Origin of the sequence: Cellvibrio sp. BR, assembly GCF_000263355.1 — a bacterium.
Classification (GTDB): Bacteria; Pseudomonadota; Gammaproteobacteria; order Pseudomonadales; family Cellvibrionaceae; genus Cellvibrio.
Map to the genome: position 1 here is coordinate 475,290 of NZ_JH668203.1, position 17,985 is coordinate 493,274.

At 48.9% G+C, this 17,985-nt stretch carries 17 protein-coding genes; 11 read left to right on the forward strand and 6 right to left on the reverse strand.

The window, feature by feature from the left end; translation table 11 throughout:
- Positions 1-75 precede the first annotated feature (75 nt).
- Positions 76-1,215, forward strand: coding sequence for an endo-1,4-beta-xylanase (locus tag O59_RS15225; protein WP_007644287.1), 1,140 nt, complete (start codon positions 76-78; stop codon positions 1,213-1,215).
- A gap of 214 nt (positions 1,216-1,429) precedes the next feature.
- Here O59_RS15225 and O59_RS15230 read toward each other — a convergent pair whose 3' ends face one another.
- Positions 1,430-2,512 carry an SGNH/GDSL hydrolase family protein gene (locus O59_RS15230; protein WP_007644288.1) on the reverse strand — a complete coding sequence of 361 codons (1,083 nt, stop codon included), beginning with the start codon at positions 2,510-2,512 and terminating at the stop codon, positions 1,430-1,432.
- Positions 2,513-2,775: 263 nt separating this feature from the next.
- On the opposite strand from O59_RS15230, the gene O59_RS15235 reads away from it, so the two are divergent.
- Together O59_RS15235 and rnk are read left to right on the forward strand one after the other, a co-directional pair.
- On the forward strand, positions 2,776-3,372 hold the full coding sequence (locus O59_RS15235) for a pentapeptide repeat-containing protein (RefSeq protein ID WP_040392854.1): 597 nt from the start codon (positions 2,776-2,778) through the stop codon (positions 3,370-3,372).
- Between the two features lie 227 nt (positions 3,373-3,599).
- Positions 3,600-3,995, forward strand: coding sequence for a nucleoside diphosphate kinase regulator (gene rnk, locus O59_RS15240; RefSeq protein WP_007644295.1), 396 nt, complete (start codon positions 3,600-3,602; stop codon positions 3,993-3,995).
- 169 nt (positions 3,996-4,164) lie between these two features.
- Here the strand turns inward: rnk and katG are convergent, their stop codons facing one another.
- The gene (gene katG / locus O59_RS15245) at positions 4,165-6,354 is read right to left on the reverse strand and encodes a catalase/peroxidase HPI (RefSeq protein ID WP_007644296.1); all 2,190 of its coding nucleotides are present in this window, start codon (positions 6,352-6,354) and stop codon (positions 4,165-4,167) included.
- Between the two features lie 192 nt (positions 6,355-6,546).
- On the reverse strand, positions 6,547-7,266 hold the full coding sequence (locus O59_RS15250) for a glycerophosphodiester phosphodiesterase (RefSeq protein ID WP_007644297.1): 720 nt from the start codon (positions 7,264-7,266) through the stop codon (positions 6,547-6,549).
- Between the two features lie 114 nt (positions 7,267-7,380).
- On the opposite strand from O59_RS15250, the gene O59_RS15255 reads away from it, so the two are divergent.
- On the forward strand, positions 7,381-7,995 hold the full coding sequence (locus tag O59_RS15255) for a mechanosensitive ion channel domain-containing protein (RefSeq protein ID WP_050977082.1): 615 nt from the start codon (positions 7,381-7,383) through the stop codon (positions 7,993-7,995).
- 76 nt (positions 7,996-8,071) lie between these two features.
- On the opposite strand, the gene O59_RS15260 is transcribed toward O59_RS15255, so the two are convergent.
- Positions 8,072-9,262 carry an amino acid aminotransferase gene (locus O59_RS15260; RefSeq protein WP_007644301.1) on the reverse strand — a complete coding sequence of 397 codons (1,191 nt, stop codon included), beginning with the start codon at positions 9,260-9,262 and terminating at the stop codon, positions 8,072-8,074.
- A 130-nt stretch (positions 9,263-9,392) separates the two neighbouring features.
- Here O59_RS15260 and cobT point away from each other — a divergent pair, with 130 nt between their 5' ends.
- The 5 genes from cobT to O59_RS15285 all read left to right on the forward strand — a co-directional run bounded on the left by cobT (position 9,393) and on the right by O59_RS15285 (position 13,989).
- On the forward strand, positions 9,393-10,445 hold the full coding sequence (gene cobT, locus O59_RS15265; RefSeq protein ID WP_232283099.1) for a nicotinate-nucleotide--dimethylbenzimidazole phosphoribosyltransferase: 1,053 nt from the start codon (positions 9,393-9,395) through the stop codon (positions 10,443-10,445).
- Between the two features lie 153 nt (positions 10,446-10,598).
- Positions 10,599-11,381 (forward strand): adenosylcobinamide-GDP ribazoletransferase, encoded by a 783-nt coding sequence (locus O59_RS15270; RefSeq protein WP_007644304.1) that lies wholly within the window; start codon positions 10,599-10,601, stop codon positions 11,379-11,381.
- Positions 11,378-11,899, forward strand: a complete 522-nt coding sequence (cobU, locus tag O59_RS15275; RefSeq protein ID WP_007644305.1) for a bifunctional adenosylcobinamide kinase/adenosylcobinamide-phosphate guanylyltransferase — start codon at positions 11,378-11,380, stop codon at positions 11,897-11,899. Before O59_RS15270 ends, cobU begins: the two co-directional genes overlap by 4 nt.
- The gene (gene cobC, locus O59_RS15280; RefSeq protein ID WP_007644306.1) at positions 11,896-12,510 is read left to right on the forward strand and encodes an alpha-ribazole phosphatase family protein; all 615 of its coding nucleotides are present in this window, start codon (positions 11,896-11,898) and stop codon (positions 12,508-12,510) included. Before cobU ends, cobC begins: the two co-directional genes overlap by 4 nt.
- A gap of 54 nt (positions 12,511-12,564) precedes the next feature.
- Positions 12,565-13,989 (forward strand): MATE family efflux transporter, encoded by a 1,425-nt coding sequence (locus O59_RS15285; RefSeq protein ID WP_007644307.1) that lies wholly within the window; start codon positions 12,565-12,567, stop codon positions 13,987-13,989.
- A 25-nt stretch (positions 13,990-14,014) separates the two neighbouring features.
- On the opposite strand, the gene O59_RS15290 is transcribed toward O59_RS15285, so the two are convergent.
- Together O59_RS15290 and O59_RS15295 are read right to left on the reverse strand one after the other, a co-directional pair.
- On the reverse strand, positions 14,015-14,797 hold the full coding sequence (locus O59_RS15290; protein ID WP_007644308.1) for a TIGR01458 family HAD-type hydrolase: 783 nt from the start codon (positions 14,795-14,797) through the stop codon (positions 14,015-14,017).
- A 95-nt stretch (positions 14,798-14,892) separates the two neighbouring features.
- Positions 14,893-15,459 carry a TetR/AcrR family transcriptional regulator gene (locus O59_RS15295; protein WP_007644309.1) on the reverse strand — a complete coding sequence of 189 codons (567 nt, stop codon included), beginning with the start codon at positions 15,457-15,459 and terminating at the stop codon, positions 14,893-14,895.
- Between the two features lie 116 nt (positions 15,460-15,575).
- Between O59_RS15295 and fabF the strand changes: the two genes are divergently transcribed.
- Complete coding sequence (fabF, locus tag O59_RS15300; protein ID WP_007644310.1) at positions 15,576-16,862, forward strand: beta-ketoacyl-ACP synthase II; 1,287 nt, start codon at positions 15,576-15,578, stop codon at positions 16,860-16,862.
- A 61-nt stretch (positions 16,863-16,923) separates the two neighbouring features.
- Positions 16,924-17,979 (forward strand): histidinol-phosphate transaminase, encoded by a 1,056-nt coding sequence (gene hisC, locus O59_RS15305; protein WP_040392857.1) that lies wholly within the window; start codon positions 16,924-16,926, stop codon positions 17,977-17,979.
- Positions 17,980-17,985 lie beyond the last annotated feature (6 nt).

A 17,985-nucleotide genomic window follows, 5' to 3' on the forward strand; every position in this document is an offset into this window, starting at 1 on the left:
AGCTTTTTACCCATGAAAATGTAAAGTTTTATCCACAACAGGCTATCAACAACAATAAGCACAGAGGATCAACCTATGAATCTTTCACGTCGGCAACTTCTCGCACTAACCAGTGCGAGCATCGCGATGGGCCAAGCCAGCAAGCTTGCGGCAGCAACCAAAGCGGCGGAGCAAACCGGGCTTAAAAGTGCCTACAAGGATAACTTTTTAATCGGCGCCGCACTCAATGCGACTATTGCGAGCGGTGCAGATGAACGCCTTAATACCTTGATTGCCAAAGAGTTTAATTCAATTACGCCAGAAAACTGCATGAAATGGGGTGTATTGCGCGATGCCCAAGGCCAGTGGAATTGGAAAGACGCCGATGCATTTGTTGCATTTGGCACCAAACACAATCTGCACATGGTCGGCCACACCTTGGTATGGCACAGCCAGATCCACGATGAAGTATTTAAAAACGCCGATGGTAGTTACATCAGCAAAGCCGCGTTGCAGAAAAAAATGGAAGAGCACATCACCACCCTCGCGGGCCGCTATAAAGGCAAACTTGCCGCTTGGGATGTAGTGAATGAAGCGGTGGGCGATGATTTGAAAATGCGTGACAGCCATTGGTACAAGATTATGGGCGATGATTTTATCTACAACGCCTTTACCCTTGCCAATGAAGTCGACCCCAAAGCGCACTTGATGTACAACGATTACAACATTGAACGCACCGGCAAACGCGAAGCAACAGTGGAAATGATCAAGCGCTTGCAAAAACGCGGCATGCCCATTCACGGCTTGGGTATTCAGGGACATTTGGGAATAGATACACCGCCTATTGCCGAGATCGAAAAAAGTATTATCGCCTTCGCCAAATTGGGCCTGCGCGTGCACTTCACCGAGCTGGATGTAGACGTACTGCCTTCGGTATGGGAACTGCCGGTAGCTGAAGTGTCTACCCGCTTTGAATACAAACCCGAGCGCGACCCCTATACCAAAGGTTTGCCGCAGGAAATGCAAGACAAATTGGCAAAACGCTACGAAGATTTATTCAAATTATTTATCAAACACAGCGATAAAATCGACCGCGCCACCTTCTGGGGTGTAAGCGATGACGCCAGCTGGCTCAACGGCTTCCCGATTCCCGGTCGCACCAACTACCCACTGTTGTTTGATCGCAAACTACAACCGAAAGACGCTTACTTCCGTTTACTGGATTTAAAACGTTAAGCTCAAAATAAAAATCCCGCATCATTGAGTGATGCGGGATTTTTTAAAATACAGATCGATTTATCACTTGTACACTTCGTAGCTCGTTTGTCATTAGGATTTTTCATTTCGAAAACGCATGAATACCTCCTTGTAGCTCCCTCAAGTCGTCCCTGACTTGAGGGTTTCGAAATGAAAAATCCTAACGCCAAACTAAAAATTACAGTGGCACTATTTACCACTTCATTTTCTTTTCGATAAACGCTGTTAATAACTCTGCATTCGCCTTGTGTTGTGCGATACGTGGATGCTGACCGTAACCGTTAAAGGGAAAGAAAATAGTATCGATTTTCTTGTCATTATTTTCTTGCTGCATACGCGCTACCGCATCTTTTACATAACCCGGCCAGGTCGGATTAGCCGTTGCATCCATACTGCCCAATGCACAAATAATCTGCGCTTTAGGATATTTTGCGCGGATAGTGCGCACAAAATCCACGTAGGCTTGCACTCGCTGTGCATCACTGGGAATGGGTTGCAAACGTTTTTCACGGTCAACTAACCAACTATCGTTTTGAAACAAATTGATCACGACTAGATCAGGCGTCCAGCGCGAAAAATCCCATTGACTGTCATTATCCCCCACCGCATTTAGCTGATCGTAAAACTGCGGCATGATGAACGGAAACCAGCTGATCATAATGCCAATGCCGCTTTGCGAAATAGTGTGCAGCTCAGCGTTTACATTGCGCGCAGTGATCGCACCATAGGCCCAATAATTATTTTTTTCGCTGAGCAAATGATCCGCGCCATTATCTGCACCTTCATTGCCCATGCCGCTGGTGATGGAATCACCGTAAATTTCCATGCGGCGCTTGGGGCGCGCTGGCGGTTTAACCAGGCTCGCATCCTTATCCAGTACCAGACCTTTGAAGTGAGTTGCGCCCTCTTCGCCCTCGGTGCGCTTGTAAATTTCCAGGCTGTGTTTGCCCGGTTTTAAGGCGGTGGAGATCACATAAGTATGCTCACCTTGTTTTGCCTCCAACACATAGGGGTGTTGGGTTTCACCATCGACTATCACATTAAAAAAGTTTTTGCCTAATTGATCGTCGAGCACAATCGCAAGCGAGGTGCCAGTGAAATTGGCTTTAATACTGGAACCCGGCCAGGAAAGTTGCGGGGATTTTTTATCACTAAAATCAATACGCCCGGTGTAAAGATAATGCTGATTGTCGGCACTGATGGTTTGCACCGGCTCGGCCAGCGCGAAGCTGGAAAAGCACAGCGCGCCAATTAACAGGCTGTGGATAAATTTCATTGTAGTTCTCACGTCAGGTAGGGGTTGATGTTTTGCCGTCCAACATATGGATCTTGTTATAGCCAGTCATATTAATCGGCACCGACTACAAATACCATTGTCTGATCACTAAGAAGCGTAAACCCGCGCCGCCACGTTGCTCACAGAAAACGCGATATAACAAGACTGTTTTTGCAGCGCTTTACATGCGAACATTCAAACTATTCCCCGGCACACAAGCACTGAGCCTAGGCCAGTGATGGTTAATAGCACACGGCAGAAGCATGATGATAGAGAATAGCAACGAATACTTTTCCAAAACTTTCAATGCCCTGGATGCTGCAGAAGAATCTTTTACCGAAATTCTCTTTGAAAACTGTATTTTTGAAAACAGCAATTTCTCCGACACACGCTTTTACAAATGCAAGTTTGTCGATTGCATATTTACCAATACCAACCTGAGCAATATAAAAGTTGACTACAGCCGGTTTTTAGATACACGCTTTCACGAATGTAAATTAGTCGGTGTGGATTGGACTAAAGCTGACTGGCCCCGTTTTCACTTTTCATCACCACTAAAATTTACCCAATGTATTTTGAATGACACTTCTTTTTTTGCGCTGAGTTTGAGCGAATTACAGTTGGAACACTGCAAACTTCACGATGTGGATTTTAGAAACGGTAATTTTTCCAAGGCAAATTTTACCTACAGCGATTTCACCAATAGCTTGTTTATGAAAACAAACCTGAAGGAGGCAGATTTTAGTGAGGCCGAAAATTATGACATCGATATTTTTAATAACCAGATTACCGCTGCGCGCTTTAGCCGACACGAAGCAATCAGGCTGCTAAATAGTCTGGATATCGAACTTGTCGATTAAAAAAGCAGCGCTTGCCAAAGCAAACAAGGCTTGCTATGGTTTGTCCATGAACTATTGCACTGCACTGCACATTTCACCTCTTTCTTCCGCGCCGGAATGCAATTCCGTTCGCGCCTTCGTCGTATTTGGCGATTAAGTTACCGCCCACTTAATCGCCGAAAAACCACCCCACTTTATTTTTTTCGCACAAGCAGCCTGATGGCCGCTTCTTATTTTTTGGAATTATTATGAGCAGCAAAAAAGCAAGCGCTTTGGTCATTGCCAAAACCGATTATTTACGTCTTATGCAATTAATTGAAAAAACTGACAGCGACGCGGCAGATGCTTTGGATTTGGAAATTAGCCGCGCAAAAATTGTGGAAGATGCCAAGTTACCTGCTGACGTAGTCGCAATGAACTCCACCCTCACGTTTAGCGACTTGGATTCTGCCGAAGAAAAAACCATTCAACTGGTTTACCCGCAAGATGCCGATGTAACCCAACTGAAAATCTCTGTGCTTTCACCGGTTGGCAGCGCGTTAATTGGCCTAAAAATTGGTGGTGCCATCGAGTGGCCAGTACCACAGGGAAAAGTTCGCCGTTTAAAAGTAATTGCAGTGGAACAACACAAGCAAGAAGCCTGATCCAACTCCGCGAATTCAAGCTGTTGAGTTCTATATACTTCTATTCGCGGGTATGCCGAAAAATAGTATTCCTAAGGTTTCCCCAAAAGCAAAAGGCCGATGACAATGCCATCGGCCTTTTGCTTTTTACTCACCGGTTAGTTTGTTAACCAATTCGTGCAACAGGTAGTTATTTCAAATCGAACCGATCTGCATTCATCACTTTCACCCAGGCTTTTACGAAGTCTTTTACAAACTTCTCACGGTTGTCGTCTTGTGCATAGACTTCCGCGTAGGAGCGCAGGATGGAGTTGGAACCGAATACCAGATCTACACGTGTTGCAGTCCATTTCACATTGCCAGTTTTGCGTTCAACAATGTTGTAGCTGTTTTTACCGGTAGGTTTCCACTGGTAGCTCATGTCAGTCAGGTTTACGAAAAAGTCATTACTTAATACGCCAACTTTATCGGTAAACACGCCGTGCTTGGTGCCACCATGGTTAGTGCCCAGTACACGCATGCCGCCAATTAATACAGTCATTTCCGGTGCAGTTAAGCCCATGAGCTGCGTGCGATCTAACAACAACTCTTCGGGTTGTACTACATAATCCCGTTGCACCCAGTTGCGGAAACCATCGTGAATAGGTTCCAGCGGCGCAAAAGATTCTGCATCGGTTTGCGCTTCGGTAGCATCACCGCGACCGGCAGCAAAAGGTACGCTGATATTGACACCGGCATCTCTCGCCGCTTTTTCAACGGCTGCAGTACCGCCCAACACAATTAGATCAGCCATGCTGACTTTTTTGCTCAAACCGGATTGGATGCCGGCCAGCACGCCAAGCACTTTTTGCAAACGTGCAGGCTCATTACCTTCCCAATCTTTTTGCGGCGCAAGACGAATACGCGCACCGTTGGCACCACCGCGGAAATCCGAACCGCGGAAAGTGCGGGCACTGTCCCACGCAGTAGCAACTAATTCCGACACACTCAAACCACTGCTGAGGATTTTTGCTTTCAGCTCGGCAATATCATCACTGCTGAGAATGTAATCCACCGAGGGAACCGGGTCTTGCCAGATTAAATCTTCCGTAGGTACGTCAGCACCCAAGTAGCGCGCTTTTGGTCCTAAATCGCGATGCGTTAATTTAAACCAGGCACGTGCAAATACTTCGGAAAAGTACGCCTGATCTTTCGCAAAGCGTTCGGAAATTTTGCGATATTCCGGATCGACTTTCATTGCCATATCCGCGTCAGTCATCAACGGCATGCAGCGGATGGAAGGGTCTTCCACATCGACTGGTTTATCTTCTTCTTTAATATCTATTGGTTTCCACTGCCATGCGCCCGCCGGGCTTTTAGTCAGCTCCCACTCGTGATTCAACAGCATTTCAAAATAGCCGTTGTCCCATTGGGTTGGGTTGGTTGTCCAAGCGCCTTCAATACCACTGGTCACAGTATCGCGGCCAATGCCACGGGTTTTGTGGTTGTTCCAGCCCAAGCCCTGCTCTTCTACATCGGCCGCTTCCGGCTCTGGCCCCAAATTCGCGGCACTGCCATTGCCGTGCGCTTTACCCACGGTGTGACCACCGGCGGTGAGCGCGACAGTTTCTTCATCGTTCATCGCCATACGTGCAAAAGTGATGCGAATATCGTTAGCGGTTTTTTGTGGATCGGGATTACCATCCACACCTTCGGGGTTTACATAAATCAGGCCCATCATCACTGCAGCTAATGGGTTTTCCAAATCGCGCTCACCAGAGTAGCGAGAACCTTCACCGCCACTTTTGGCCAGCCATTCTTTTTCCGAACCCCAGTAAATATCTTTCTCGGGGTGCCAAATATCTTCGCGGCCACCACCAAATCCAAAGGTTTTCAGCCCCATGGATTCATAGGCCATATTGCCCGCAAGGATCATCAAATCCGCCCACGAAAGCTTGTTGCCATATTTTCTTTTGATCGGCCACAACAGGCGGCGGGCCTTGTCTAAATTGCCGTTATCCGGCCAGCTATTGAGTGGGGCAAAACGTTGGTTGCCAGTGCCAGCGCCGCCACGGCCATCGGCAATGCGGTAGCTACCCGCGGAGTGCCAAGCCATACGAATAAACAGGCCGCCGTAGTGACCCCAATCGGCGGGCCACCAATCCTGGCTGTCAGTCATCAGGGCTTTGAGATCGTTTTTAACGGCTTGCAGATCAAGCTTTTTGAATTCTTCGGCGTAGTTGAAATCATCGCCGAGCGGGTTGGTCTTGCGGTCATGTTGATGGAGTATGTCGAGGTTCAAGGCATTCGGCCACCAGCTCATCACCGATTTGCTCGACTCGGTATTAGCACCGTGCATTACCGGACATTTTCCGGCTGTGTTGGTATCTTTATTGTCCATAACGCTCTCCTGTGTTGGCATTAATTGAGTAGGCTCATCACCTGGTACAGGCTTACCTTAGGCCAAAACAATCAATATAGTAAATTTATATTAAATAACTCATCAATAGCCAAAGCCTATTCTTAAAGAATTGCAGCAATTAGTCCTGCGCGAAGAAAAGTCTAGAAGAACTTAAACGAAACGCCTTTGGCATCAATCAAAAAGTTGTGTAAATGCCAGCAGTGCATCCGGTTTATCCGTGAATACCGCATCTACCCCTAACTGCTGCATTGCTCGCCAATCGTCCTCGTGGTTGACGGTATAAACCCAATTTTTCAGGCCGCGTCGCTGTGCATCAACCATTAATTCGTGGGTGACAAAACTCAAATGGGTATTAAAGGAATAGGCCTTGAGTGGCTCGCAACAAGCGGCGTAATCCAGCGGAATTCCCTCTATTAATACACCGCGTTTTACCTGTGGCATTTGCTGTAAGGATTGAAACAATTGCTGATGGTCAAAGCTGGATACACAATATTGTTCGTAATTACCGTGATGGGAATAAATGTGATCATCCAATACCTGCGCCAATATCGGCACTGTATTTTCACCTTTTATTTCAATATTCAGCAGCGCTTTTTCACCCACCAATTGCAACACCTGTTGCAAACGGGGCATGGGTTCACCGTTAGCCAGGTGTTGCGCATTTAAGTAATCAAGCGACTGAGCAGTGATTATTCCCTGACCGGATACTACGCGCCCCAAGCGACGGTCATGGGTAACAAACAGTTCACCGTGAATTTGAAAAACATCAATTTCAACCGCATATACGCCCAAGTCGAGCGCGCGCGTTATGGCAGCAAGGCTATTTTCCGGCAGTGGCGCAGGCCCGGCCAAAGGGCCGCCGCGATGGGCGATACACAACAAAGGTTTCATAAAGCACTCGTTCAGCTGTTAGGTGGGTATAATGTGCGAACGAGTATGGCAGTCGTTTATTGAATCAGCAACGCAGGTGCCGCAGTGGATCATTTACCAACATTTCAGGAAACTATGAATTTTTTACAAGAGATAACCAATCACGGTGTCTTCTCCAAATTAATTATTATCTTCAGCTGCATTATTGTTTTTTCGCTTGCATCTAAATTACTTGATCGCATTATTCACGACGTCAGCGTGCGCCGTGCACTGGGCGATTTGCGCGTGCTCTACATTACCCGCCTGATGAAAATCGGCATGGTGTTTTTGTGTATTGTAGTGATGTGTTTAGTGCTGGGTTTGGGTTATAGCGAAATATCGGTATTCCTCTCCTCGATTTTCGCAGTAGTAGGTATTGCGCTGTTTGCCCAGTGGTCGATTTTAAGTAACGTCACCGCCAGCATGATTATCTTTTTCAGTTTTCCCTATAAGGTAAACGATCGGATTAAGATTTTGGATAAAGACGATGACATGAGCGGCGTGATTGTAGAAATCACCATGTTCCATGTGATCCTGGAACGGGAGGACGGCAATTTAATCACCTACCCCAACACGCTGATTTTACAAAAAGCAGTCCTAAAAATAGATCATGAATTAAAAGAAAATCACACCGAAGAAAAAATTCGCTTGGTACAGCGCGAGCTGGAGTTTAGCGCCAGTGAACCGGAAAAAATCAAGCAGCAGTATTAAATATCTTAATCCGCACCCAATAAAAAAGGCGATCCGCAAAAATGAGGATCGCCTTTTTTTACCACAGGTTGAACAACTAGAGCACCGCCACAATCGCCTTACTCACGTAATCCATTTTCTCCACCGTTAAACCGGCCACGCTGATGCGGCTGGTATCGGTCATGTAAATGCTGTAATCATTTTTGAGTTGATGTACTTGCGCTACTGTCAGCCCCAAAAATGAAAACATGCCGCGCTCCTTGGCGATAAAACTGAAATCCCGCGCTTGCTGTAATCCCCGTAAAGATTCAACCAATTGCACGCGCAAACCGGCGATGCGTTCGCGCATTTGGGTAAGTTCGGTTTGCCACATCAGGGTGAGTTCGTCGCTGTGCAGAATGATGTCCACAATGGTTGAACCGTGTGCGGGTGGCATGGAGTAAATTGCACGCGCTACATTTAATACTTGGCTCAAGCCTGCGTCCGCTTGTTGCGGAGTCGCAAATACCAAACTCAACGCCGCTGCACGCTCTCGATACAAGCCAAAATTTTTGGAAAAAGAAGTCGCCACAATCATTTCTGGTACACGACCGGCCAACATGCGCAGGCCGTAGGCGTCTTCCTCCAGACCTTCACCGAAGCCTTGATAGGCCATATCCACAAACGGAATGATGCCGCGTTCTACCAACACATCCGCTACCTGATCCCATTGCGCGGGGGTTAAATCCGCACCACTGGGATTGTGGCAACAAGCGTGTAACAACACCAAATCGCCGCGCGGGATTTCCTTGAAGGTGTTAAGCATGGCGGCGAAATCGATGCTGTGGGTCGCGTAATCATAATAAGGATATTCACGTAAGGTGAGGCCGGCGCTGCCCAAGAGTGGAATATGGTTAGCCCAGGTTGGGGTACTTACCCAAAGGTTAGCGCCGGGTTTGGCGCGCTGGATTAATTCCGCCGCTACCCGCAGTGCGCCGCAACCGCCGGGTGCTTGCACAGTGCGCACCCGCCCTGCTTCTACCGCCGGGTGCCCCACACCAAATACCAATTGGGTCGCGACTTCATTCGCGCCCGGAACACCCGCCGGTGGGGTGTAGGCTTTAGTGGAGTCGCGCGTTATACGCAGTTTTTCCGCTTCGGCCACGGCGCGCATAATCGGTGTTTGACCCACATCGTTTTTATAGACACCCACGCCCAAATCCACTTTGTTGGGATTGGTATCCTTCGCGTAGGCAATGCTCAAGCCCAAAATAGGATCATTCGGCAGTAACGACAGGGTTTCAAACATGGCGGGCTCCAATCAAATAGGGGTAGCAGACTGTGTTGCGGGGCGCGATTATACGCGCAAGCTGTGAAAGAGGTTAAGTTGCTCCTGCGCCTGTGATAACTTGCCCGCCCCGCTAGTAGGAACACTTTCCATGACAATCCATACCGCTATGACGATGAACTGGCAAATCAGCCCGCTTAACCGCGCCAACGAAGCAGACATTCAAGCGCGCATCGACCAAAAAACCAAACCTTTGGGTGCCCTTGGCCAGCTTGAACAGCTAGCCATGCACATTGCGCTGGTGCAGCAGAAAGCGCGCATCAGTATTGAGCGCCCATTGATGTTGGTATTTGCAGGCGACCATGGCATTGCCGAAGAAGGGGTGAGCATTGCACCGAGCAGTGTCACCCAACAAATGGTGCTGAATTTTTTAGCAGGCGGCGCGGCGATAAATTGTTTTTGCCGCACCAACCATTTACCACTCAAGGTGATCGACGCGGGCATTAAATACGAAATCAAACCCGCACCTTCGGCGTTAATTGTGCAACGTATTGCCGCCGGAACGCGCAACCTCGCGTTTGAAGCGGCGATGACTCACGCGCAAGCCGAACAGGCATTATTTCTGGGTAAAACCATCGCGGAGCAAGAAATTGCGGCGGGTTCGAATTTATTGGCCTTTGGCGAAATGGGCATCGCCAATAGCAGTTCAGCGGCGGCAATTTTGGCCGCATTGAGCGGTGCCCCCGTCGCCCAATGTGTGGGTAAGGGCACGGGCATTAACGATGAACAGTTAGCGAAAAAAATCGCACTGGTGAGTCAGGGGGTTGCGCGTATTGCGGATAAATCCCCTTTGAATGTACTCGCGGAAGTAGGTGGTTTTGAAATCGCCCAAATTTGTGGTGCCATGCTCGCCACGGCGCAGGCGCAAAAATTAATTCTGGTGGATGGTTTTATTGTGAGCGCTGCGGCACTACTCGCGGTTCACTTTAATCCGAATGCACGCGACTATATGATTTTCGCCCACAAATCCGAAGAGGCCGGGCATCAATTATTGTTGCAATTATTAAACGCACAACCGTTACTGGATTTGGGTTTGCGCTTGGGTGAAGGCACAGGTGCCGCGCTCGCATTACCACTCATTCAAGCGGCGACCAGTTTTTATAATCAAATGGCAACCTTTGAAAGCGCTGGTGTAACGGTTTAAAAAATTACGATTCACTGCTTCGATCTCTCAAGAGGCGGAGCAGATAGCCCTGCAAGACTGTCGGAGACAGGGACGTCGACGACAAGCCTACATGGATGTATTCACGGCGTGTCTTGCAGGGCTATCTGCTCCTCCGACACGCGACCAGGTTTTATGAAAAAACAACTCAATTTATTTTTTCTCGCACTGGGATTTTTCAGTCGTATTCCCATGCCAGCGTGGATTGAATATTCACCGGAATTACTCAATCGCTCCAGCCGTTACTACACCTTGGTCGGTTGGTTATTGGGCGCGTTGGTAGCAGGCGTTTACGTCGCTGCGAGTCAGGTTTTTTCCACACCTGTCAGTATTTGGTTGGCGATGGTTTTTAGCTTGCTGCTCACGGGTGTATTTCACGAAGACGGCCTTGCCGATACCGCCGATGGTTTTGGCGGCGCGTTTGTGCGTGAGAAAAAATTGCTGATTATGAAAGACAGCCGCATCGGCAGTTATGGTGCCGCAGCATTGGTGATGGCGTTATTGGGTAAATATCTATTCCTCGCAGAAAGCCACACCATTGCACTTAGCTTGTTAATTGCTTATGCACTCTCGCGCACACTCGCGGCCAGTTTAATTTTTACCATGCCCTACGTGGCCGATGAAGACAGCAGCAAAAGTAAACCCCTTGCCAATAATCAATCCAAAACCGATTTTTTAATTCTAGTAATTACCGCGCTGCCCATTTTTTTACTGCTGCACTGGCAGGCGGCAAGTGCATTAATCATTGCATTGTTAATACTGCGACAATTAATAAAAATGTATTTTATGCGGCAGATTGGCGGTTACACCGGCGATTGTTTGGGTGCGGCGCAGCAAGTGAGTGAACTGCTGATTTATGCGGTGCTGTTGTTGTGTGGCGTGGCTAGCGCAAAATATCTACCAGGATTTTTACTATGATCACCTTGGTATTGGGCGGCGCGCGCTCTGGTAAATCGCGTTATGCGGAACGTCTCGCCAGCAACAGCCAGTTGCCAGTGCTTTATATTGCCACTGCTACCGCACTGGACGATGAAATGAGCGCACGTATCGCGCATCACCAAACACAGCGCCCCAGCGAGTGGGCGCTGTGTGAATGCCCATTGCAGCTGGCAGAAACACTTGCCCATGAAAGCCAAAAACCGCAATGCATTTTGGTGGACTGTTTAACACTCTGGCTTAACAACCAACTCTTTCACTACCCGCAACAGGATTTCTCCTTGCTGTTTAAACAGCTAATCGATTCACTGCAGAACAGTCAGGCGCAGATTATTTTTGTCGCCAATGAAGTGGGCTTGGGCATTATTCCGCTCGGCGAAATCAGTCGCCAATTTGTGGATGAAGCAGGTCGGCTAAATCAAGCACTGGCACAACGCGCAGACACCGTCTTTTTTATCGCCGCCGGTTTGCCCCTGCAATTAAAAGGCGATGCTGTATGAGCAATCGCCTTATTACCCTAATCCGTCATGGCAAAGTCGATGGCCCCGCTGCACTCTATGGCCGTACCGATATCGCATTGAGTGATGCTGGCCGCACAGATTTACAGCGCGCCCTTAGGGCAATTCACCAACAAACCGCAATCGACCAAATTGTCAGCTCACCCTTACAACGCTGCGCGAGCGTCGCACAAGAATTTAGTGCGCAATATGAATTACCGCTGTTGATCGAACCGGATTTGCAGGAAATGAATTTTGGCCGCTGGGATGGTATCGCTTTTGATGCCTTGGGCGATGAATGGGACAAGCTCGCACGCTTTTGGGATTCACCCGCCACCGCGCAAGCGCCCGAGGGTGAAGCGCTGCAAGATTTTGCAGCACGCGTAATTAGTGCCTGGCAGCAATTAATTTGTAGCTCCACCGCAGCGCACCAAGTGATTGTCTGCCACGGTGGGGTAATCCGCATTATTATTGCGCACATTTTAAAACTGGATGTGGGCACACCCAGTTTGTTTCAACAATTGCAGATAGATTACGCAAGCCAGACGCGCATAAGCATCGACAACTATGATCAAGCGCAACCAGTAATCAACCATATCGGTCTTAAAACCTAATGCGCGCTCAAAAGTGAGCGCAGCATTATCTATCCAGATGTAACGGAATTTTTTGTGAACGCAACAGACGATCAAATTAATCAACCCCTCCCCGATCATAACCAAAGTTTGGTTACGCGCACCCTGCATGAGTGGAAACAACTCGCGCTAATGGGCGCACCAATTTTAATTGCGCAGTTGGCACAAATGGCCAATGGGGTAATTGATACCGTAATGGCCGGTCACGCCAGCGCTGAGGATTTAGCCGGTGTAGGTATTGGCACCAGCCTATGGGTGCCAGTGCTGTTATTTTTTGCGGGAGTATTGGGCGCAATGCAGCCTACTATTTCCGGCCATCGCGGGGCGCAGGAATTTGACAAGATCATGCCCGCCACCTGGCAGGGGATTTATATTGCATTAGTGGCGATGCTATTAATGATTGCGGTATTAATTAATACGCAGCCGCTGCTCACCATTCTGCAACTGGATGCAAAAACCAACAGTATTGCGGTAGGTTATTTGGATGCGTTTGCCTGGGGTGTGCCTGCATTATTACTCCTCACCGCACTGCGCGGCCTGACCGATGGACTGGGTCATACTGGCGTGATTATGGCGTTCTCATTATTGAGCACCTTACTTAATTTGCCGCTCAACTATATGTTTATTTACGGCGCGGATTTGGGTGTTATACAAATACCCGGGCTGGGTGGTATCGGCTGCGGCTGGGCAACCAGCATTGCCAACTGGAGTGCAACATTGGCACTGCTAGTATATTTAAATCGCAGTAAAACCTTTGCGGCATTTCATTTACTCAGTGGCTGGGCCGCGCCGCAGCTTGCGGTTATCAAACGTTTATTAAAGCTCGGTTTGCCTATTGGCTTTACCAGTTTTATTGAAGTAAGCATGTTCTGCATGATTGCACTTTTTCTGGCGCCGTTGGGTGCTACAACGGTGGCAGCGCATCAGATTGTATTGAATTTAGTTTCATTATTTTTTATGTTGCCGCTGAGCTTGGGTATTGCCATTACCCTGCGTGTGAGTTTTTTAGTGGGCGCCACTGATTACAGCGAAGCGCGCCTATTGGCGCGTAGCTCGCTACTCTTGGCACTGGGTGTAGGTTGTACCAATGCCAGTATTTTATTTTTGGGACGCGATTGGTTTGCCAGCCTTTATACGTCTGACCTGGCAGTGCAAAAAATTGCAGCAGATTTATTTTTATTGGGCGCGTTATTTCAAATTGCCGATGTAATTCAAGTGACCATGATTAATGTGCAGCGCGGTTACAAGGACACCAAAATACCCATGTTGATTATGCTGCTCGCGTTTTGGGGAATTTGTTTGCCACTGGGTTTTGCACTGACATTTAAAGACTGGCTAACGGATGAACCCATGGGCGCCGCCGGGTTTTGGACAGCGTTAATTGCAGGTTTAATCTGTGCAGCCATACTTTTAACGCGGCGCGTATTTTATTTTAATCCGCAGCAATTCCGGCACACGTAAAAAAATGTCCTAAAAACAGCTGCACTCAAATACAATCCTTGAGTGCAGCGATTGAATCCAACACCCAATCAGGTCGCACGTCGGACTGGGCAAAATAACTTTCGCGAAATTTACCGGTTTTTACCAAACACCCCCGCATCCCCATTTGCTGGGCGCCGCCCACGTCGCTGTCGATATCATCACCCACCATTAACGTCTCACTCGCTGCCACACCGGCGGAGTCGAGAATCAATTGGAAAAAATCACGATTGGGTTTGCCCATAATGAGCGCCTGTTTACTGCACACATACTCAAGACCCGCGACAAAAAAACCGATGTCAGCTTTTAAACCATCGCTGGTTTGCCAAAAGCGGCCTTTGTGTAGCGCGATTAATTCGGCGCCGCCATGCATGGCATTAAATAAGCGATTGATTAATTCCAAATCCCAGCGCTCACCTATATCGCCGAGTACCACATAATCCGGTTGCTGTTCATCGTGAATAAAATCGCTGAAATCGGTTTGGATGGCACTGGCCACCAGCGGCCAAATGCGCAACGGCCTGCCAGCTTGTTGTTGCAATTTTTCCAGCGCGATGCGCGCAGCAACGGGCGCACTAATCAACTCGTCATCGCCCAACGTAAATCCCATCGCGCGCAATTGATCAATTAATTGTTGTTGGGATTTGGTGGTGGTATTGGTGAGAAAACGCAGCGCAATACCCTGCGCACGCAAGGTAGCAAGGCACTCGATCGCGTCGGAAATGGGGCTGTCGCCCACGTAGAGGGTGCCATCCAGATCGAGCAGAATTAACCGGGGTGTAGTGTACATAGCCGCGCTCCCTGGTACTGAATAATTCAACTATAGCGCTGTTTACTTCACTAAACACACTAACGCCATTCAGCCCAATTCTTCAATGCAATTAATCAATGCAATTTTTTATTCACCACCCGCAATATTTCTTCTGACAGTTTTGGGTCGTCCACGGCGCGCGCCATAACTTGTGCACCGACCAAAGTGGCCAGTGTTAATAGTGCCTGTTCGCGTTTGGCGGCTTCAGTTTTTGTGGCGGGCAATAAATTCATCATAGCGCTGAGCAGACGATTAAAACTTTGGGTAAATGCCTGCTTGATTGCTGGCGATTGACGCGCTGCATCTGCCCCGAGCGCGGCCATCAAGCAACCGCTACCGGGATTATCGCGGTGCCCGATCGATAGATAGCGTGAAATATACGCTTTGTATTTCGACCCTTTTGTTGTTGCACGTGCCGCCTCGCCCTGTGCCAAAAGCTCATCTACTGCATAAGCACAGGTCTGCTTCATTAAATCTTCTTTTGAGGTGAAATGGCCGTAAAAACCACCATGGGTTAGGCCAACTTTTTTCATCAGATCGGCAATACCGATGCCATCAAAACCTTTTTCACGAAATAATTGCGCAGCGGTATGCAAAATTTTTCCGCGATTTTCTGCTGCTTGTTCTCTGCTGACTCTCATAGCGTTCCTCTTACCGTTAAACCAGCCATGGATAAAATCTGATTGACAGTATACATGACGGCCATCATATAATTTATAAATGACGATCGTCATGTAAATTAAACTGAGGAATAACCATGAGCCAGCCAACCCGCATTGTGATTACCGGAATGGGCATAGCCTCTCCACTGGGCTGCGGCATTGAACCTGTATGGCAGCGGTTGCTTGCGGGCAGATCCGGCTTGCGTCGCCTGCCAGATGAAATGGTTAGCGACTTACCCGCCAAAGTGGGCGGTGTGGTTCCCACAATTGAGGAAGATGCGGACGCGGGTTTGAATCCGGACGCCATCGTCAGCCCCAAAGACCAACGCAAAATGGATCGCTTTATTTTGCTCGCGCTCGCCGCCACTGAAGAAGCCCTGCAGCAGGCGCAGTGGCAACCCACAACAACCGAACAGCAAGAGCGCACGGCGACTATTATCGCTTCTGGAGTTGGTGGTTTTCCGGCGATTGCTGAGGCAGTGCGTACCGCAGACGCGCGTGGCACACGCAAATTATCGCCCTTCACCATCCCCTCGTTTCTGGTGAATCTGGCCGCTGGACATATCTCGATTAAGTACGGATTTAAAGGGCCATTAGGTGCGCCGGTGACGGCCTGTGCGGCCGGTGTACAAGCAATTGGCGATGCCGCGCGCATGATTCGCGCAGGCGAGGTGGATGTGGCGATTTGTGGCGGTGCAGAAGCCTGTATCCACACCGTAAGCCTCGGCGGTTTTGCGGCCGCGCGGGCGCTATCGTCGGCGTTTAATGATGAACCGACTCGCGCATCGCGCCCCTTTGATCGCGACCGCGATGGTTTTGTCATGGGCGAAGGTGCAGGCATTTTAGTCATTGAATCACTTGAACATGCCCTGGCGCGCGGAGCAAAACCCATTGCTGAAATTGTCGGCTACGGCACCAGTGCCGATGCTTACCATTTAACGTCCGGGCCGGACGATGGCGATGGCGCAAAACGCGCGATGGAAATAGCCATCAAACAGGCGGGAATAACACCCGCACAAATCCAGCATTTAAATGCACATGCGACCTCAACTCCCGTGGGAGATAAAGGGGAGCTTGCTGCAATTAAGCGCGTATTTAAACTTGAGAGTGGTGGCGAGGGAAAAATCGCCGTGACGTCCACCAAATCCGCCACCGGTCATTTGCTCGGCGCCGCGGGTGGGATTGAAACTATTTTTACAGCGCTGGCCTTACGCGACCAAATGATCCCTCCCACCTTGAATCTCGAACATAAGGACGAGGCGGCAGAGGGCATTGATATAGTTCATGGCAGCGCGCGTGCGGCCGAGCTTGATTACGCCATCTCCAACGGCTTTGGTTTTGGTGGCGTAAACGCCAGTATTTTGTTAAAGCGCTGGGTGTGAGCCGCGCGCCTCAAGGCGTATACTGCGCACTCTTTTTTGCTGCAATTGTTGAGGAACTCGCATGTCGAAGTTTTGGAGTCAGGTGGTGCGCGAACTGGAGCCTTATGTGCCCGGGGAGCAACCGCAAATTGATGGTTTGATCAAGTTGAATACTAACGAGAGCCCCTACCCGCCCTCGCCCAAAGTCATCGACGTGATTAACCATGACACCATCGACCGTTTGCGCCTCTACCCGGACCCCAATTCCAAAAAGTTGAAGAACACCATTGCCACTTATTACGGTGTGACCGCCGAGCAAGTGTTTGTGGGCAATGGTTCAGATGAAGTGCTGGCACTGCTATTTATGGCGTTTTTCCAGCAGGACAAACCACTGCTGTTCCCTGACATCAGCTACAGCTTTTACCCGGTGTACTGCAAATTATTTGGCATTGATTATCAAACCATAGCCCTGCGTGATGATTACACCATTAATTTTGCCGATTACCCCCAAGCCAATGGCGGTATTATTTTCCCCAACCCCAATGCACCTACCGCGATTGGCAAACCACTGGCGGAGATTGAAGCGCTGCTGCAGCAAAATACTGAATCAGTCGTTGTTGTCGATGAAGCCTATGTGGATTTTGGTGCGGAAACAGCAATCAAATTAGTCGATAAATATCCCAATTTATTGGTGGTGCAGACTCTGTCCAAATCCCGCTCACTGGCAGGTATGCGCGTAGGTTTGGCAGTGGGCCATAAGGATTTAATCGACGCACTGGATCGCGTGAAAAATTCATTTAACTCTTACCCGCTCGACCGCATCGCTGAAGCAGCGGCAGTGGTAGCGTTTGAGGATGAAGACTATTTCGCTCGCTGCCGCGACCAGATTATCGCCACACGCGATTGGACAACCACTGAATTGGAGAAACTTGGATTCAAAGTACTACCATCGCAAGCCAATTTTGTATTTGCCGAGCCGCAAGGCAAAAATGCTGCTGACCTTGCCCAGTATTTGCGCGATCACAAAATTCTGGTGCGCTATTTTAACAAGCCGCGCATCAGTCAATTTTTGCGCATCACCATCGGTACCGACGAGCAAATGCAGGCGCTGATCGACGCGTTAAAAAAGGTTGGCTAGGCACAG

Coding starts and splice junctions, on each gene's coding strand:
- cobU (WP_007644305.1), top strand. CDS start 11,378: ATGATCACCTTGGTATTGGGCGGCGCGCGCTCTGGTAAATCGCGTTAT.
- O59_RS15290 (WP_007644308.1), bottom strand. CDS start 14,797: ATGTACACTACACCCCGGTTAATTCTGCTCGATCTGGATGGCACCCTC.
- O59_RS15225 (WP_007644287.1), top strand. CDS start 76: ATGAATCTTTCACGTCGGCAACTTCTCGCACTAACCAGTGCGAGCATC.
- fabF (WP_007644310.1), top strand. CDS start 15,576: ATGAGCCAGCCAACCCGCATTGTGATTACCGGAATGGGCATAGCCTCT.
- cobC (WP_007644306.1), top strand. CDS start 11,896: ATGAGCAATCGCCTTATTACCCTAATCCGTCATGGCAAAGTCGATGGC.
- O59_RS15250 (WP_007644297.1), bottom strand. CDS start 7,266: ATGAAACCTTTGTTGTGTATCGCCCATCGCGGCGGCCCTTTGGCCGGG.
- O59_RS15260 (WP_007644301.1), bottom strand. CDS start 9,262: ATGTTTGAAACCCTGTCGTTACTGCCGAATGATCCTATTTTGGGCTTG.
- O59_RS15230 (WP_007644288.1), bottom strand. CDS start 2,512: ATGAAATTTATCCACAGCCTGTTAATTGGCGCGCTGTGCTTTTCCAGC.
- O59_RS15235 (WP_040392854.1), top strand. CDS start 2,776: ATGATGATAGAGAATAGCAACGAATACTTTTCCAAAACTTTCAATGCC.
- rnk (WP_007644295.1), top strand. CDS start 3,600: ATGAGCAGCAAAAAAGCAAGCGCTTTGGTCATTGCCAAAACCGATTAT.
- cobT (WP_232283099.1), top strand. CDS start 9,393: ATGACAATCCATACCGCTATGACGATGAACTGGCAAATCAGCCCGCTT.
- O59_RS15270 (WP_007644304.1), top strand. CDS start 10,599: ATGAAAAAACAACTCAATTTATTTTTTCTCGCACTGGGATTTTTCAGT.
- katG (WP_007644296.1), bottom strand. CDS start 6,354: ATGGACAATAAAGATACCAACACAGCCGGAAAATGTCCGGTAATGCAC.
- O59_RS15255 (WP_050977082.1), top strand. CDS start 7,381: ATGAATTTTTTACAAGAGATAACCAATCACGGTGTCTTCTCCAAATTA.
- hisC (WP_040392857.1), top strand. CDS start 16,924: ATGTCGAAGTTTTGGAGTCAGGTGGTGCGCGAACTGGAGCCTTATGTG.
- O59_RS15295 (WP_007644309.1), bottom strand. CDS start 15,459: ATGAGAGTCAGCAGAGAACAAGCAGCAGAAAATCGCGGAAAAATTTTG.